This is a genomic window from Pseudomonas sp. 22490, assembly GCF_052044465.1.
In the GTDB taxonomy this organism is placed as follows: domain Bacteria; phylum Pseudomonadota; class Gammaproteobacteria; order Pseudomonadales; family Pseudomonadaceae; genus Pseudomonas; species Pseudomonas aeruginosa.
This window is the reverse complement of record NZ_JBQENS010000001.1, coordinates 362,851-378,848: the sequence shown is the minus strand read 5'-3', so window position 1 is coordinate 378,848 and position 15,998 is coordinate 362,851. Positions and strand designations below refer to the sequence as shown.

Here is a 15,998-nt window from a genome sequence, read left to right as displayed (position 1 = left end):
CCTGGCCGGCACGCGGGGCAGAAGCAAGCCGGGGCTTACTTGTTGTCCTTGACCTCTTCGAACTCGGCGTCCACCACGTCGTCAGCGGCTTTCGCCTGCTCGCCCTGGGGAGCGTCTTCGCCCTGCTGGGCCTGTTCGGCGTACATCTTCTGCGCCAGCGGGGTGGAAGCCTGGGACAGAGCGTTCATCTTGGCCTCGATCTCGGCCTTGTCGTCGCCCTTCACCGCCGCTTCCAGCTCGCCCAGCGCCTTCTCGATGGTCGCCTTGTCCTCGGCGGTGGCCTTGTCGCCCGCCTCGGTGATCATCTTGCGGGTCGCGTGGACCAGCGCGTCGCCCTGGTTGCGAGCGGCAGCCAGTTCCTCGAACTTGCGGTCCTCCTCGGCGTTCGCCTCGGCATCGCGGACCATCTGCTGGATCTCATCCTCGGACAGGCCGGAGGATGCCTTGATCACGATGGACTGCTGCTTGCCGGTGGCCTTGTCCTTCGCCGAGACGTGCAGGATGCCGTTGGCATCGATATCGAAGGTCACCTCGATCTGCGGCACGCCGCGCGGAGCCGGCGGAATGTCGGCCAGGTCGAACTTGCCCAGCGACTTGTTCTGCGCGGCCTGCTTGCGCTCGCCCTGCAGCACGTGGATGGTCACCGCGCCCTGGTTGTCGTCGGCGGTGGAGAACACCTGCGACTTCTTGGTCGGGATGGTGGTGTTCTTCTCGATCAGACCGGTCATCACACCGCCCAGGGTCTCGATGCCGAGGGTCAGCGGGGTCACGTCGAGCAGCAGCACGTCCTTCACGTCGCCGGCCAGGACCGCGCCCTGGATGGCGGCACCGACAGCCACGGCTTCGTCCGGGTTGACGTCCTTGCGCGCTTCCTTGCCGAAGAACTCGGCAACGGTCTTCTGTACCAGCGGCATGCGGGTCTGGCCGCCGACCAGGATCACTTCATGGATATCGGAAACATCCAGGCCGGCATCCTTCAGCGCGGTGCGGCACGGCTCGATGGTGCGCTGCACCAGGTCTTCGACCAGGGACTCCAGCTTGGCGCGGGAAACCTTGACGTTCAGGTGCTTCGGACCGCTCGCGTCGGCAGTCACATACGGCAGGTTGACGTCGGTCTGCTGGGTCGAGGACAGCTCGATCTTGGCTTTCTCGGCCGCTTCCTTCAGACGCTGCATGGCCAGCGGGTCGCCCTTCAGGTTGATGCCGCTTTCCTTCTTGAACTCGTCGACGAGGTAGTCGATCAGGCGGATGTCGAAGTCTTCGCCGCCGAGGAAGGTGTCGCCGTTGGTGGCCAGCACTTCGAACTGGTGCTCGCCGTCGACTTCGGCGATCTCGATCACCGACACGTCGAAGGTACCGCCGCCCAGGTCATAGACGATCACGGTGTGGTCGCCCTTGGCCTTGTCCAGGCCATAGGCCAGCGCCGCCGCGGTCGGCTCGTTGATGATCCGCTTGACGTCGAGGCCGGCGATGCGGCCGGCGTCCTTGGTGGCCTGGCGCTGGCTGTCGTTGAAGTAGGCCGGAACGGTGATCACCGCTTCGGTGACCGGCTCGCCGAGGTAGTCTTCGGCGGTCTTCTTCATTTTCTTCAGCACTTCGGCGGAAATCTGCGGAGGCGCCATCTTCTGGCCCTTCACTTCCACCCAGGCGTCGCCGTTGTCGGCCTTGACGATGCTGTACGGCACCATCTGGATGTCTTTCTGAACCACGTTCTCTTCGAAGCGACGGCCGATCAGGCGCTTCACCGCATACAGGGTGTTCTGCGGGTTGGTGACCGCCTGGCGCTTGGCCGGCTGGCCCACCAGGGTTTCGCCATCGTTGGTGTAGGCGATGATCGAGGGGGTGGTACGCGCGCCCTCGGCGTTCTCGATGACCTTGACGTTACCGTTCTCCAGGATAGCCACGCAGGAGTTGGTGGTACCCAGGTCGATGCCAATGATTTTGCCCATATTCACTCTCCAGAAACTTTGATTCCGTGCGACCCGCCCGTGGGTCTCGTGCTCGGTTGACTACCCAGATGGGGTCGTCGCGTCGAATTTCAAGCCTGCTCGTCGATGGAAGGCGGGGTTTCCGCCGGCGCCTTGCTGACCACCACCATCGCCGGACGCAGCAGGCGGCCGTTGAGCAGGTAGCCTTTCTGGAACACCTTGAGGACACTGCCCGGCTCGGCCGAAGCGCTTTCCTGCATGGCCATCGCCTGGTGCTGCTCGGGGTTGAAAGGCTCGCCTTCCGGGTTCAGCGCCTCCACCTGGTAGCGGCGCAGGGTGTCGTCGAACATCTTCAGGGTCAGTTCCATCCCTTCGCGCATCGGCTTGATCGCCTCGTCGTTGGGATCGGACATCTCCAGGCCGCGCTCGAGGGTGTCGACCACCGCCAGCAGGTCGCCGGCGAATTTCTCCAGCGCGAACTTGTGCGCCTTCTCGACATCCTGCTCCGCACGCCGGCGTACGTTCTGCAGATCCGCGACCATGCGCAGCGCCTGGTCCTGGGCGGCAGCCAGCTGCTCCTCCAGCTCCTGCACGCGGGCGGTCAGGTCCTCGGCGGCGCCGGTGGGCTGCTCGGGGGTCTGTTGATCCAGGGTCTGCTGTTCGTCAGCCATGCCACTCTCCTTCAAAAATAAGCTGGCAAATACAAGGCGAACGCATAAGTTCGCAACGTTGCCGGCTATATGGGGACGGCTTTCCACGGTTCAAGGGGCGAGCGGCAATTGCCAGCCGGAAAAAATACTGTATAAATAACCAGACAAAACCCACGGAGCCGCCCGCCATGCTGGTTCACCTGTCCGTTCACAACTACGCCATCGTCGAGCACCTGGATCTCGAACTCGCTACCGGCATGAGCGTGATCACCGGCGAAACCGGTGCGGGCAAGTCGATCATGCTCGACGCCCTCGGCCTTACCCTCGGCGACCGCGCCGACAGCGGCGCGGTCCGTCCCGGAGCGGACAAGGCCGACATTCTCGCCAGCTTCGACGTCAGCGCCATCGCCGAGGCCCGCGACTGGCTCGCCGAGCGCGACCTGGAACAGGACGGTCCGTGCATCCTGCGCCGGGTGATCACTGCCGAAGGTCGCTCGCGTGCCTACATCAACGGCACGCCTTGCCCGCTGGGCGACCTGAAGAGCCTGGGCGAACTGCTGATCGACATCCATAGCCAGCACGAGCACCAGTCGCTGCTGAAGAGCGAGACCCACCGGCGCCTGCTCGACGAGTACGCCGGCTGCCAGGAGCTGGCGCGCCAGGTGCAGCTCGCCGCGCAACGCTGGAAGCAGACCAGCCAGGAACTCGAACGCCTGTCGCGTAGCGGCGACGAACAGCGCGCCCGCCACCAGTTGCTCAGCTACCAGCTGGAAGAACTGGAAAACCTGTCCCTCGGCGAAAACGAACTGGAAAGCCTGGAGCAGGAGCAGAAGACCCTGAGCAACGCCGAAAGCCTGCTCGCCGCCTGCCGCCAAGTCGTGGAAATGTGCAGCGAGAGCGATGCCGGCAACGTCCTTTCCGCGCTCAATGCCAGCCTCAACCGCCTGACCTCGTTCAGCGGCCAGCCCGCCGCTCTCGGCGAAGCGGTCAATCTGTTGTCCAGCGCGCAGATCCAGGTCGAGGAGGCGATCGGCGAACTGAACCGCTTCGTCGACCACTTCGATGCCGATCCCAATCGCCAGCAGCAGGTCGAGGAGCGCCTGGACGTCATTTACTCCCTGGCGCGCAAGCACCGGGTCCAGCCCGCCGAACTGGCCGACCTGCAGCAGCGCCTGTTCGACGAACTGGAGGCGCTGAACGCCGACGACGAAGCGGTCGGACGCCTGGGCGACGAGCTGGCCGCCTACGCCCGGCATTACCAGGAAAAAGCCGAAGAACTGAGCCGCCTGCGCCAGGCCGCGGCCGCACCTCTTGCCGCCAGCGTGGAGCAGGAGATGCAGCGCCTGGGCATGCCCGGGGGGCGCTTCGCCATCGTCCTGCATCCCGGCGACAGCGCCGAGCCGCAGGCCAACGGACTGGAAAGCGTGGAGTTCCTGGTCAGCGCCAACCCCGGGCAGCCGCTGAAAGGGCTGGCCAAGGTCGCCTCGGGCGGCGAACTGTCGCGGATCAGCCTGGCGATCCAGGTGATCACGGCACAGACCTCGCGCATCCCCACCCTGGTCTTCGACGAAGTCGACGTCGGCATCGGCGGCCCCACCGCCGAAGTGGTCGGACAGTTGCTGCGCCGCCTCGGCGAACGCGGCCAGGTCCTCACCGTGACCCACTTGCCGCAGGTCGCCGCCCAGGGCCACCAGCACCTGTTCGTGCACAAGGAACGCGGCAGCAGCGAAACCCGTACGGCGGTCGCCACCCTGAACAAGGCCCAGCGGATCGAGGAGATCGCCCGCATGCTCGGCGGCGTCGACCTGACCAAGGAATCCCTGGCCCACGCGAAGAAACTGGTCAACCTGGCCGCCCAGAACTGAACGTTCCTTCAATGGAAAATGAAAACGGCGACCCCAGGGTCGCCGTTTTCGCATGGAACCGTTGCGCGACTACTTCTTCTTGCGCACGTAGAGCACCAGATTGTGATCGACCAGCTCGAAGCCGCGCTCGCGGACGATTTCCTTCTGGCGCTTCTCGATTTCCGCATCCATGAACTCGATCACCTCGCCGGTATCGACGCAGACCATGTGGTCGTGGTGGCCGCTATCGGCGAGCTCGAACACGGCATGGCCGCCATCGAAGTTGTGACGCACCACCAGGCCGGCGGCCTCGAACTGGGTCAGCACCCGATAGACGGTTGCCAGGCCCACGTCCTCGCCTGCTTCCATCAGCGCCTTGTACACGTCTTCGGCGCTCATGTGGCGTTGCTCGGCCGAGTCGAGCATCTGCAGGATCTTGACCCGCGGCAGGGTCACTTTAAGGCCGGCTTTTCGAAGTTCGCTATTTTCAACCATGTCTGCTTTCTCAGCGCGGGATGTTTCGCAGTATCCCGGAATACGGGTATGATCGGGCTTTTATTTGCCCAGCCAAGATAGTGGAAGTCGCTCACCGATGCAAAACGCCAAGCTCATGCTGACCTGTCTCGCTTTCGCGGGGCTTGCCGCACTCGCCGGTTGCTCGTTTCCTGGCGTCTATAAAATCGACATCCAGCAAGGCAACGTCGTAACGCAGGACATGATAGACCAGTTGCGTCCCGGAATGACCCGACGCCAAGTGCGGTTTATCATGGGCAACCCGCTCATCGTCGATACCTTCCACGCCAATCGTTGGGACTACCTCTACAGCATCCAGCCGGGCGGCGGTCGTCGCCAGCAGGAGCGCGTCAGCCTGTTCTTCAACGACAGCGACCAGCTGGCCGGCCTGAACGGCGACTTCATGCCCGGCGTCAGCCGCGACGAAGCGATCCTCGGCAAGGAAGGCAGCACCACCGTCACCCAGCCGGCCGACCAGCAGAAACCGGAAGCGCAGAAAGAAGAGCCGCCGAAACCGGGCTCCACCCTGGAACAGCTCCAGCGCGAAGTGGACGAAGCCCAGCCGGTACCGGTCCCGACCCCCGAACCTCTGGACCCCAGCCCGCAATGACGGCTGGCGTTCCACGAAAAAGCCCGGCATTCGCCGGGCTTTTTCATTTCCGCAGGAAACCCCGCGGCTAACCGCCTTCGCGCTCGCTCCGGGCACGTGCGGCACGCTGCTTGCGCACCTCCTTGGGATCGGCGATCAGCGGACGGTAGATCTCCACCCGCTCGCCAGCCTCCAGCATCCGCTCCTCCGGGCGTGCCAGGAGCTTGCCGAAGATACCCAGCGGACAACCTTGCACATCCAGCCCTGGAAACGCCTCGGCGATGCCGGAGAGCAGCACGGCCTCGCGTGCGCTGGTACCTGCCGGCACGCTCAGGCGCAGTAACGCCTGTCGCTCCGGCAGCGCGTAGACCACCTCGACGGCGATCTCAGCCATAGAGTTGCTTGGCGCGCTGGCAGAACGCGTCGACCATGGTGTTGGCGGCCTGGGTGAACAGCGGCCCGAGGGTCGCCTTGACCAGCGGCCCGGCGTAATCGAAGGTCAGGTCGAGGGTGATCTTGCAGGCCTTCTCGCCCAGCGCCTTGAACTGCCAGACGCCATGCAGTTCGGTGAACGGTCCGTTTTCCAGGTTCATCTCGATGGAAGCTCCCGGCACCAACACGTTGCGGGTGGTGAAGCGCTGGCTGAGGCTACCCTTGGCCACGGTCAGCTCGGCGCGCATCAGGCTTTCGCTCTCCTCCAGGACCTGGCTGGCCGAACACCAGGGCAGGAACTCCGGATAGCGCTTCACGTCGTTCACCAGATCGAACAGCGCGCGGGCGGGATAAGGCAACAGCGCCGAACGCTGGATATGGGTGCTCATAGAACTCTCACTTCTGCTGTCGAGCGGGCGACTCCCCAAGCATAGCCGGCGGGACGGCGGCATCCGCCACGGCGGCGCGCTGCGCCCGTCGACCGGGGCCAGGGTTCGGCAGAAAAAACGCTCAGCGCAGCCTGACGCCACTTGAAGACTTTTCTTACAAAACCTTGGCCAGCGGCCAGGAAAAGAGTGGGCATTGTCCGAAATTCGCCTCTATCCCTCAAGCGCGACGCCGCCCCATAGCGGTGAAGCCGGCGACTCCCTATAATGCGCCGCCTATGGCTAAGCAGAAGAAACACCCTTCGGGGACCATCGCGCAGAACAAGAAGGCTCTGCACGACTATTTCATCGAACAACGCTTCGAGGCGGGCGTCGCCCTGGCGGGCTGGGAAGTGAAAAGCCTGCGCGCCGGCAAGGCCCAGCTGGTCGACAGCTACGTGCTGCTCAAGGATGGCGAGGCCTGGCTGCTCGGCAGCCACATCACGCCCCTGACCACCGCCAGCACGCACGTGATCGCCGACCCGGTGCGCACGCGCAAGCTGCTGCTGCACAAGCGCGAACTGGGCAAGCTGTTCGGCGCCGTGCAACAGAAGGGCTACGCCTGCGTCGCCCTGTCGATGTACTGGAAGAAGCACCTGGTCAAGTGCGAGATCGCCCTGGCCAAGGGCAAGAAGGACTTCGACAAGCGCCACACCGAGAAGGAGCGCGACTCCGATCGGGAGATCCAGCGCGCCATGCGCCACGGCAAGGACGACTGAGCGCGTCCCTGCCCGCGCCTCGCTAGTCTTCCTGCACGCTGCGCCGGCGCTGCGAGCGCTTCATCCTGCGCGCCTCTTCCTGGACCTCCGCCAGGACCTCCTGCACATAGTGGATGTGCTGGTTGGACACCTCCCGGGCCAGCTCCGCCTGACCGCTGATGATCGCGTCGTATAGGCGCTGGTGCTGCTCCATCAGTTGCGCGCGGGTTTCCGTGCGCTGCGCGTACATCCCGCCGATATTGGTCACCACGTTGCGCCGCAGCAAGTCGAACAGGCCCTTGATGGTGTGCAGCAGCACGGTGTTGTGGCTGGCCTCGGCGATCGCCAGGTGGAAGCGCGCGTCGGCGGCGCCCTCTTCCGCGCTGACCTGGTCGTTGCGCGCATAGCAGGCCTGGAGCGCCTCGAAGGCCTCGGTCAGGCGCTGGTGATCGAGGGAGGTCGCACGCAGCGCCGCGTAGTAGGCACAGGACCCTTCCAGCGTGTGGCGAAACTCCAGCAGGTCGCGCTGGGCCTCCGGGTTACCCTCCAGCAGGTGCAGCAGCGGATCGCTGAAAGTCGCGCCCAGCGATTCGGTCACATAGTTGCCGCCACCCTGGCGGCTGACCAGCAGCCCCTTCGCCACCAGTTTCTGGATCGCCTCGCGCAGCGACGGCCGGGAAACCCCGAACTGCTCGGCAAGCACGCGCTCGGCGGGCAGCCGCTCGCCGGACTTCAGCGTGCCCTCCAGGATCATCGCCTCCAGTTGCGCAACGATGTCATCCGACAGACGGCGCTGCCTGACCTGACCAAATTCCATATCCCGACACCCTTACCCGAAGTTTCGTCGCAAAGCCTCTGCCATGCGCCCAGCGCGAAAAAGAGAGGAAGCGTACCGAGCCGCTCCCCGCACCACAAGCGAGGCGCCACGAGCCCCGCACGAGCATCCTTAGACAAAAGTCGTAGACGGGCAAATTGACACGCCGAACGCTCGACTCTTAACCTGAGCGCTCGCTTTTGTAAATTGGTCTTACCAATTATGCGAGCTTTGCCAGGTTCGGCTGCCCAGCGCCCTTGCACACACAGGTCTTGGCGCGTGTCCGATCTGGTCACAGGCAAACCCAACAACAATTAGGGAGCCAACCCCCATGCAAGCCTGGCAACAACTCTATACCCCCCTGGGCAGTCTCGGCCTGTCGGCCGCCGCGGCCGTCATCCCGATCGTGTTCTTCTTCCTCGCCCTGGCGGTATTCCGCCTCAAGGGCCACATCGCCGGCAGCATCACCCTGGCGCTGGCCATCGCGGTGGCCATCTTCGCCTTCCACATGCCCGCCGACATGGCCTTCGCCGCCGCCGGCTACGGCTTCCTCTACGGTCTCTGGCCGATCGCCTGGATCATCGTCGCCGCGGTCTTCCTCTACAAACTGACGGTGAAGAGCGGCCAGTTCGAGGTGATCCGCAGCTCGGTGCTGTCGATTACCGGCGACCAGCGCCTGCAGGTACTGCTGATCGGCTTCTCCTTCGGGGCCTTCCTCGAAGGCGCCGCCGGTTTCGGCGCGCCGGTGGCGATCACCGCCGCCCTGCTCGTCGGCCTCGGCTTCAATCCGCTCTACGCCGCCGGCCTGTGCCTGATCGCCAACACTGCGCCGGTGGCCTTCGGCGCACTGGGCATCCCGATCATCGTCGCCGGCCAGGTGACCGGCATCGACGCCTTCAAGATCGGCGCCATGACCGGCCGCCAACTGCCGTTCCTGTCGATCCTGGTACCGTTCTGGCTGGTGTTCATGATGGACGGCTGGCGCGGCATCCGCGAAACCTGGCCGGCCGCCATCGTCGCCGGCGGCAGCTTCGCCATCACTCAGTACCTGACGTCCAACTTCATCGGCCCGGAGTTGCCGGACATCACCTCGGCGCTGGTCAGCCTGGTCTCCCTGACCCTGTTCCTCAAGGTCTGGCAGCCGCAGGGCGCCAGCGAAGCGCTCGCCGCCAGCGGCGGCGCGGCCGTGGCCGGTGGCGGCTACGGCGGGCAACGCAGCGTCGAACCGTCCGCCTACAGCTTCGGCGAGATCCTCAAGGCCTGGTCGCCGTTCCTGGTGCTCACCGTACTGGTGACCATCTGGACCCTGAAACCTTTCAAGGCCCTGTTCGCCCCGGGCGGCGAGCTCTACTGGCTGGTGTTCAACTTCGCCATCCCGCACCTCGACCAACTGGTGGTCAAGGGCGCGCCGATCGCCACCAGCGCCACGCCGATCGCCGCGGTATTCAAGTTCGACCCGATCTCCGCCACCGGCACGGCGATCTTCCTCTCGGCGCTGGTATCGATGTTCATCCTGCGCATCGGAGCGAAAATTGGTATTACCACTTTCAAGGAAGTCTTGGTGGAGCTGAAGTGGCCGATCCTGTCCATCGGCATGGTCCTGGCCTTCGCCTTCGTCACCAACTACTCGGGCATGTCCACCACCCTGGCCCTGGTCCTGGCCGGTACCGGCGCGGCGTTCCCGTTCTTCTCGCCGTTCCTCGGCTGGCTGGGGGTATTCCTGACCGGTTCGGATACATCCTCCAACGCCCTGTTCAGCTCCCTGCAGTCGACCACCGCGCACCAGATCGGAGTCAGCGACACCCTGCTGGTGGCCGCCAATACCAGCGGCGGCGTGACCGGCAAGATGATCTCCCCGCAATCCATCGCCGTGGCCTGCGCCGCGACCGGGATGGTCGGCAAGGAATCCGACCTGTTCCGCTTCACCCTGAAGCACAGCCTGATCTTCGCCGCGCTGGTCGGACTGATCACCCTGGCCCAGGCATACCTATTCACCGGCATGCTGGTGCACTGACCGCGCCCTGATCGGCCGCGCGTCGGCGATACTGCGCAGGAAATGGCCCGGCTCCCTCGGCCATTTCCGCCGTGTCCCGCTCCACTGCGCTCGATGCGAAACCTTTCGACACAACGGAAGAGCCCAATGATCATTTCCGCTTCCACCGACTACCGCGCCGCCGCCCAACGCAAGCTGCCGCCGTTCCTCTTCCACTACATCGACGGCGGCGCCTACGCCGAATACACCTTGCGTCGCAACGTCGAAGACCTGTCGGCCATCGCCCTGCGTCAGCGGGTGCTGAAGAACATGTCCGAGCTGAGCCTGGAAACCCGCCTGTTCGACGAGACCCTGGCGATGCCGGTGGCGCTCGCCCCGGTCGGTCTCACCGGCATGTACGCCCGCCGCGGCGAGGTCCAGGCGGCGCGCGCGGCGGCGGCGAAGGGCGTGCCCTTCACCCTGTCGACGGTATCGGTGTGCCCGATCGAGGAGGTCGCCCCGGCCATCGACCGGCCGATGTGGTTCCAGCTCTACGTGCTGAAGGACCGCGGCTTCATGCGCAACGCCCTGGAGCGGGCCAAGGCCGCCGGCGTCACCACCCTGGTGTTCACCGTCGACATGCCGGTCCCCGGCGCCCGCTACCGCGACGCCCATTCCGGCATGAGCGGCCCCTACGCCGCGCCGCGCCGCATCCTGCAAGCCATGACCCACCCGGCCTGGGCCTGGGACGTCGGCCTGCTGGGCAAGCCCCACGACCTCGGCAACATTTCCGCCTACCGCGGCAACCCGACCGGACTGGAGGACTACATCGGCTGGCTGGGCGCCAACTTCGACCCGTCGATTTCCTGGAAGGACCTGGAGTGGATCCGCGAGTTCTGGGACGGCCCGATGGTGATCAAGGGCATCCTCGACCCCGAGGATGCCAGGGATGCGGTGAAGTTCGGCGCCGACGGCATCGTCGTCTCCAACCACGGCGGCCGCCAGCTCGACGGCGTGCTGTCCAGCGCCCGCGCGCTGCCGGCGATAGCCGATGCGGTGAAGGGCGAACTGGCGATCCTTGCCGACTCCGGCATCCGCACCGGTCTCGACGTGGTGCGGATGATCGCCCTCGGCGCCGACAGCGTGCTGCTCGGCCGCGCCTTCGTCTACGCCCTGGCCGCCGCCGGCGAGGCCGGGGTGCGCAACCTGCTCGAACTGATCGAAAAGGAAATGCGCGTGGCCATGGTCCTCACCGGGGCCAAGTCGATCGGCGAGATCAGCGCCGACTCGCTGGTCCGCGAACTGGGCGCCTGAGACGCCCACCAGAAAAGCCTGAAAACGCCCGGGGCGTGACCGTCGTCCCAGGGCCGAGGAAAGCCGATGAGCCTGCCGATTCCCTTTCTCGAGACCGTCGAGCGGCTGATACCGCGCGAACGCCGCTTCGACGACCCGCTGTCGACCCTGGCCTTCGGCACCGACGCCAGTTTCTACCGGTTGATTCCCAAGCTGGTGCTGCGCGTCGAAAGCGAGGACGAGGTCGCCGCGATCCTATCCGCCGCCTACCGCGAGCAGGTCCCGGTGACCTTCCGCGCCGCCGGCACCAGCCTCTCCGGCCAGGCCATCAGCGACTCGGTGCTGCTCGTCCTCGGCGACAACTGGAACGGCCGGGAAATCCGCGCCGACGGCGCGCAGATCCGCCTGCAGCCGGGTGTCATCGGCGCCCAGGCGAACGCCTGGCTAGCGCCGTTCGGCCGCAAGATCGGTCCCGACCCGGCCTCGATCAACGCCTGCAAGATCGGCGGCATCGTCGCCAACAACGCCAGCGGCATGTGCTGCGGCACCGCGCAGAACAGCTACCACACCCTCGCCGGCCTGCGCCTGCTGCTGGCCGACGGCACCCGTCTGGACAGCGAGGACCCGGCCAGCGTCGCGGCCTTCCGCGCCAGCCACGGCGAGCTGCTGGAACGGCTCGCCGAACTCGGCCGCGAGACCCGCGCCAACGCCGAACTGGCCGCGAAGATCCGCCACAAGTACCGGCTGAAGAACACCACCGGCCTGTCGCTGAACGCGCTGGTCGACTACGACGAGCCGCTGGACATCCTCACCCACCTGATGGTCGGCTCCGAGGGCACCCTCGGCTTCATCAGCGCGGTGACCTACGACACCGTCCCGGAACACCCGCACAAGGCCTCGGCGCTGCTGGTTTTCCCCACGGTGGAAACCTGCTGCACGGCGGTCGCGGTGCTCAAGCGCCAGCCGGTCTCGGCGGTGGAACTGCTCGATCGGCGCAGCCTGCGCTCGGTGGAGAACATGCAGGGCATGCCGGAATGGGTGAAGAGTCTTTCCGCCGGTGCCTGCGCCCTGCTCATCGAGTCCCGCGCGGCGAGCCGCACGCTGCTGCACGAACAGCTCGGGCGGATCATGGCCTCCATCGCCGAATATCCGCTGGAGAAGCAGGTCGACTTCAGCGAAGACCCGGCGGTCTACAACCAGCTCTGGCGCATCCGCAAGGACACCTTCCCGGCTGTCGGCGCGGTGCGCGAGACCGGCACCACGGTGATCATCGAGGACGTCACCTTCCCCGTCGAACGACTGGCCGAGGGAGTCAACCGCCTGATCGAGCTGTTCGACAAGCACCGCTACGATGAGGCGATCCTCTTCGGCCACGCGCTGGAGGGCAACCTGCACTTCGTCTTCACCCAGGGCTTCGACTCGCCCGAGCAGATCGCCCGCTACTCAGCGTTCATGGACGACGTGGCGCACCTGGTGGCGGTGGAGTACGGCGGCTCACTGAAGGCCGAGCATGGCACCGGGCGCAACATGGCGCCGTTCGTCGAGCTGGAGTGGGGCGAGGACGCCTATCGCTTGATGTGGCAGCTCAAGCGCCTGCTCGACCCGCGCGGCATCCTCAACCCGGGTGTGGTCCTCAGCGACGACCCGCAGAGCCACCTGAAGAACCTCAAGCCGCTGCCGGCTGCCGACGAGATCGTCGACAAGTGCATCGAGTGCGGTTTCTGCGAACCAGTCTGCCCGTCGCGCGGACTGACCCTCACGCCACGCCAGCGCATCGTCCTGTGGCGCGACATCCAGGCGAAGAAGCGCGCCGGCGTCGACACCACGGCGCTGGAGCGCGACTACCGCTACCAGGGCATCGACACCTGCGCCGCCACCGGCCTATGCGCCCAGCGCTGTCCTGTGAACATCAACACCGGCGAGCTGATCCGCAAGCTGCGCGGCGCCGACGCCCGCCACGCCGAAGGCGCCACCTGGCTGGCGCGCAACTTTGCCGGAGCCATGCGTGCTGCGCGCTTCGCCCTGCTCGCTGCCGACGGCGCCCGGCGCCTGCTTGGCGCGCCCCTGCTGGCCAGGGCCAGCCGCGGCCTCAGCCAGGCCAGCGGCGGCCGCGTGCCGCAATGGACGCCGGCGCTGCCGCAGCCGGTACGCCTGGCGCCGCCGACCGCCCCGCTCGACGACGAGCGGCCGAGGGTGGTCTATCTCGCCGCCTGCGTCTCGCGTGCCATGGGCCCGGCCTTCGGCGACGAAGAGCGCGAGCCGCTGCTGGACAAGACCCGCCGTCTACTGGAAAAGGCCGGCTACCAGGTGGTGTTCCCGGATAACCTGGACAACCTCTGCTGCGGCCAGCCGTTCGCGTCCAAGGGGTATGCGAAGCAGGCCGACGACAAGCGCGACGAGCTGCTCGCCGCCCTGCTCCAGGCCAGCCGCGGCGGCCTCGACCCGATCTACTGCGACACCAGTCCCTGCACCCTGCGCCTGGTCCAGGGTCTGGACGATCCGCGGCTGCAGATCCACGACCCGGTGAAATTCATCCGCAGTCACCTGCTCGATCGCCTGGAGTTCATCCCGCAGGACAAACCGGTAGCGGTGCACGTCACCTGCAGCACCCAGCACCTCGGCGAGAGCCAGGCGCTGATCGACCTGGTCGGCCGCTGCACCCGCAAGGTGGTGATCCCGGAAGGCATCCACTGCTGCGGCTTCGCCGGCGACAAGGGCTTCACCACGCCGGAACTGAACGCTCACTCCCTGCGCAGCCTGAAGGATGCCGTGCAGTTCTGCGAGGAAGGCGTATCCACCAGCCGTACCTGCGAGATCGGCCTCAGCGAGCACGGCGGGATCGACTACCGCGGGGTGGTCTACCTGGTGGACCGGGTGACGCAGGCGAAGGGCGCGCCTCGGTAGGGCGAATAACCACTCGTGGTTATCCGCCGGGCCATGCTCCGCAAAAGCGGCGGATAGCGCCGCTGGCGCTATTCGCCCTACCTCACGACGCCCACCGGTAGGGCGAATAACCGCTCGCGGTTATCCGCCGGGCCATGCTCCGCAGAAGCGGCGGATAGCGCCGCTGGCGCTGTTCGCCCTACGTCAGGCGAAATGGCTGCTCCGGCGTCGTCGGCCCGCGCCGGGTCGGGCAAAAATCCGTCGTTAAGCACCTCTTAAGTCAGCCGCGCCTATCGTGCCTTCCACCGCGAGGACATCCCTCGCCGAAACGGAAGCAGGAGGCCTTCATGGCAATTCAACCGTTGCGACTCGATCCGATCACCGTGCTCGGCAAGCAACTGGTCATCGAGCTGTTCGACTGCGTCGACCAGCGCTTCGACGATATCCAGTGGATCGAGGAAAGCATGCTCGAGGCCGCCCGCCAGGCCAACGCCACCATCATCACCTCGGCGTTCCACAAGTTCAGCCCGATCGGCATCTCCGGCGTGGTGGTGATCGCCGAATCGCACCTGGCGATCCATACCTGGCCGGAGTACGGCTATGCCGCGGTCGACGTGTTCACCTGCGGCGACGTACTCGATGGCGCCCAGGCCGTGCGCGTGCTCAGCGAACGCCTGGGCAGCCGTCGGCACCTGATCTCGAGCATGGACCGCGGCCTCGGCGGCCATCGCCTGGGGCTGCTCAGCCGCAGCCTGGCCGGCAATGGCCCGGTCGACGAAGACAGCCCGACCCTGCGCTGGGCGCTGGGCCAGGGCACGGGGGTGGCCTGATGGATACGCCGATCGAACGCGCCCCGCTGGCTCCCGACCTGAGCCAGGCCCGTTACGCCGTCGACCTCACCGGCCTGGTGCCGGCGGAGGTCGCCGCCGGGCTGCCGCCGCTGCCGCCGAACCACTTCTATTTCTATCCGCCGGACCCGCTGCTGGAAGGCGACGGCGCGATCACCGCGATCGAGGACAGCGACCCCTTCGACCAGTACGTCTACCGCCTGCGCCGGGTGCTCTACCAGGGCCGCACGCGCTGGCAGAACGTGCTGATCGCCGACACCTACAACTACGACCGCGTGCTGATGCTCGACGGCGCGATCCAGAGCGCCGAGAGCGATGAGTCGCTGTACCACGAGCTGCTGGTGCAGCCGGCCATGCTCGCCCACGACGAGCCGCGCGACGTACTGATCATCGGCGGCGGCGAAGGCGCCACCCTGCGCGAGGTGCTGTCCCATGCCAGCGTGCGGCGGGCGGTGATGGTCGATCTCGACCGGGAGCTGGTGGAACTGTGTCGCGAACACCTGTTCCAGTGGCACCAGGGCGCCTTCGACGACCCACGCTGCGAACTGCTCGCCGAGGACGGCCGGGCCTATCTCGAGCGCGACCCGTCGCTCTATGACGTGGTCATCATCGACGTCGTCGACATGCTCGACAACGGCCCGGCCCAGGCTCTCTATACCCGCCAGTTCTACGAGCTGCTGCATTCGCGCCTGCGACCGGGCGGGGTGGTCGCGGTGCAGGGGCTGGAGTTCTCCCACAGCGACGACAAGCCCCACGCGGCCCTCGCCCGCACCCTGCGCAGTGTCTTCTCCCAGGTCCACAGCTACCGCGCCACGGTGCCCTCGTTCCTCTCCTCCTGGGGCTTCCTGCTGGCTTCCGACTGGCTCGACACGAACCACTGGCAGGCCGAGGACATCGACCGACGCATCGAACGCAAGCTCGGCCCGCTGTGGCTCGACCACCTCGACGGCGACTACCTCAAGGCCTGCTTCGTGATGGACCGGGAAACCCGCTTCCTGCTCGCCCAACCGGGACCGGTACTGGAAGACGGCGTACCCTTCGTCGCACCGCCGGATATCGAGGAGATCGAGTTCGGCCCGGCACAATTGCCGGCCCTGGCGAGGACCTGA

At 66.2% G+C, this 15,998-nt stretch carries 14 protein-coding genes; 8 read left to right on the top strand and 6 right to left on the bottom strand.

All coding sequences use genetic code 11. The features are described from left to right. Positions 1 to 35 precede the first annotated feature (35 nt). Complete coding sequence (gene dnaK, locus ACTJJX_RS01665) at positions 36 to 1,949, bottom strand: molecular chaperone DnaK (protein ID WP_003095212.1); 1,914 nt, start codon at positions 1,947 to 1,949, stop codon at positions 36 to 38. Positions 1,950 to 2,038: 89 nt separating this feature from the next. Further along, a complete protein-coding gene (gene grpE, locus ACTJJX_RS01660) occupies positions 2,039 to 2,599 on the bottom strand; it encodes a nucleotide exchange factor GrpE (RefSeq protein WP_003095213.1) in 561 nt (186 codons plus the stop codon). Between the two features lie 167 nt (positions 2,600 to 2,766). Here grpE and recN point away from each other — a divergent pair, with 167 nt between their 5' ends. Then, the gene (recN, locus tag ACTJJX_RS01655) at positions 2,767 to 4,443 is read left to right on the top strand and encodes a DNA repair protein RecN (protein WP_003100507.1); all 1,677 of its coding nucleotides are present in this window, start codon (positions 2,767 to 2,769) and stop codon (positions 4,441 to 4,443) included. Positions 4,444 to 4,512: 69 nt separating this feature from the next. Here recN and fur read toward each other — a convergent pair whose 3' ends face one another. Then, entirely contained in the window at positions 4,513 to 4,917 is a 405-nt protein-coding gene (fur, locus tag ACTJJX_RS01650) for a ferric iron uptake transcriptional regulator (protein ID WP_003095216.1), read from the bottom strand. 97 nt (positions 4,918 to 5,014) lie between these two features. On the opposite strand from fur, the gene ACTJJX_RS01645 reads away from it, so the two are divergent. Continuing rightward, entirely contained in the window at positions 5,015 to 5,545 is a 531-nt protein-coding gene (locus tag ACTJJX_RS01645; RefSeq protein WP_003113904.1) for an outer membrane protein assembly factor BamE, read from the top strand. 67 nt (positions 5,546 to 5,612) lie between these two features. On the opposite strand, the gene ACTJJX_RS01640 is transcribed toward ACTJJX_RS01645, so the two are convergent. Next, positions 5,613 to 5,918, bottom strand: a complete 306-nt coding sequence (locus tag ACTJJX_RS01640) for an RnfH family protein (protein WP_003457175.1) — start codon at positions 5,916 to 5,918, stop codon at positions 5,613 to 5,615. After that, a complete protein-coding gene (locus ACTJJX_RS01635) occupies positions 5,911 to 6,345 on the bottom strand; it encodes a type II toxin-antitoxin system RatA family toxin (protein WP_003100497.1) in 435 nt (144 codons plus the stop codon). The genes ACTJJX_RS01640 and ACTJJX_RS01635 overlap by 8 nt, the downstream gene beginning before the upstream one ends. Positions 6,346 to 6,620: 275 nt before the next feature. Between ACTJJX_RS01635 and smpB the strand changes: the two genes are divergently transcribed. Next, positions 6,621 to 7,100, top strand: coding sequence for an SsrA-binding protein SmpB (gene smpB / locus ACTJJX_RS01630; RefSeq protein ID WP_003100496.1), 480 nt, complete (start codon positions 6,621 to 6,623; stop codon positions 7,098 to 7,100). 22 nt (positions 7,101 to 7,122) lie between these two features. On the opposite strand, the gene ACTJJX_RS01625 is transcribed toward smpB, so the two are convergent. After that, complete coding sequence (locus tag ACTJJX_RS01625) at positions 7,123 to 7,896, bottom strand: FCD domain-containing protein (protein WP_003095221.1); 774 nt, start codon at positions 7,894 to 7,896, stop codon at positions 7,123 to 7,125. A gap of 328 nt (positions 7,897 to 8,224) precedes the next feature. Between ACTJJX_RS01625 and ACTJJX_RS01620 the strand changes: the two genes are divergently transcribed. The 5 genes from ACTJJX_RS01620 to ACTJJX_RS01600 all read left to right on the top strand — a co-directional run bounded on the left by ACTJJX_RS01620 (position 8,225) and on the right by ACTJJX_RS01600 (position 15,998). Beyond that, entirely contained in the window at positions 8,225 to 9,907 is a 1,683-nt protein-coding gene (locus ACTJJX_RS01620) for a lactate permease LctP family transporter (protein WP_003100495.1), read from the top strand. Positions 9,908 to 10,033: 126 nt separating this feature from the next. Next, entirely contained in the window at positions 10,034 to 11,179 is a 1,146-nt protein-coding gene (gene lldD / locus ACTJJX_RS01615) for an FMN-dependent L-lactate dehydrogenase LldD (protein ID WP_003100494.1), read from the top strand. A gap of 66 nt (positions 11,180 to 11,245) precedes the next feature. Then, entirely contained in the window at positions 11,246 to 14,062 is a 2,817-nt protein-coding gene (locus ACTJJX_RS01610) for an FAD-binding and (Fe-S)-binding domain-containing protein (RefSeq protein WP_003123510.1), read from the top strand. Positions 14,063 to 14,388: 326 nt separating this feature from the next. Further along, on the top strand, positions 14,389 to 14,871 hold the full coding sequence (gene speD, locus ACTJJX_RS01605; RefSeq protein ID WP_003095236.1) for an adenosylmethionine decarboxylase: 483 nt from the start codon (positions 14,389 to 14,391) through the stop codon (positions 14,869 to 14,871). After that, positions 14,871 to 15,998 carry a fused MFS/spermidine synthase gene (locus ACTJJX_RS01600; RefSeq protein ID WP_003102234.1) on the top strand — a complete coding sequence of 376 codons (1,128 nt, stop codon included), beginning with the start codon at positions 14,871 to 14,873 and terminating at the stop codon, positions 15,996 to 15,998. Before speD ends, ACTJJX_RS01600 begins: the two co-directional genes overlap by 1 nt.

Bases quoted from the DNA above. Each gene is read 5' to 3' on its own strand.
- smpB (WP_003100496.1), top strand. From the start codon at position 6,621: ATGGCTAAGCAGAAGAAACACCCTTCGGGGACCATCGCGCAGAACAAG.
- ACTJJX_RS01645 (WP_003113904.1), top strand. From the start codon at position 5,015: ATGCAAAACGCCAAGCTCATGCTGACCTGTCTCGCTTTCGCGGGGCTT.
- ACTJJX_RS01640 (WP_003457175.1), bottom strand. From the start codon at position 5,918: ATGGCTGAGATCGCCGTCGAGGTGGTCTACGCGCTGCCGGAGCGACAG.
- grpE (WP_003095213.1), bottom strand. From the start codon at position 2,599: ATGGCTGACGAACAGCAGACCCTGGATCAACAGACCCCCGAGCAGCCC.
- recN (WP_003100507.1), top strand. From the start codon at position 2,767: ATGCTGGTTCACCTGTCCGTTCACAACTACGCCATCGTCGAGCACCTG.
- ACTJJX_RS01635 (WP_003100497.1), bottom strand. From the start codon at position 6,345: ATGAGCACCCATATCCAGCGTTCGGCGCTGTTGCCTTATCCCGCCCGC.
- ACTJJX_RS01600 (WP_003102234.1), top strand. From the start codon at position 14,871: ATGGATACGCCGATCGAACGCGCCCCGCTGGCTCCCGACCTGAGCCAG.
- dnaK (WP_003095212.1), bottom strand. From the start codon at position 1,949: ATGGGCAAAATCATTGGCATCGACCTGGGTACCACCAACTCCTGCGTG.
- lldD (WP_003100494.1), top strand. From the start codon at position 10,034: ATGATCATTTCCGCTTCCACCGACTACCGCGCCGCCGCCCAACGCAAG.
- speD (WP_003095236.1), top strand. From the start codon at position 14,389: ATGGCAATTCAACCGTTGCGACTCGATCCGATCACCGTGCTCGGCAAG.
- ACTJJX_RS01610 (WP_003123510.1), top strand. From the start codon at position 11,246: ATGAGCCTGCCGATTCCCTTTCTCGAGACCGTCGAGCGGCTGATACCG.
- fur (WP_003095216.1), bottom strand. From the start codon at position 4,917: ATGGTTGAAAATAGCGAACTTCGAAAAGCCGGCCTTAAAGTGACCCTG.
- ACTJJX_RS01625 (WP_003095221.1), bottom strand. From the start codon at position 7,896: ATGGAATTTGGTCAGGTCAGGCAGCGCCGTCTGTCGGATGACATCGTT.
- ACTJJX_RS01620 (WP_003100495.1), top strand. From the start codon at position 8,225: ATGCAAGCCTGGCAACAACTCTATACCCCCCTGGGCAGTCTCGGCCTG.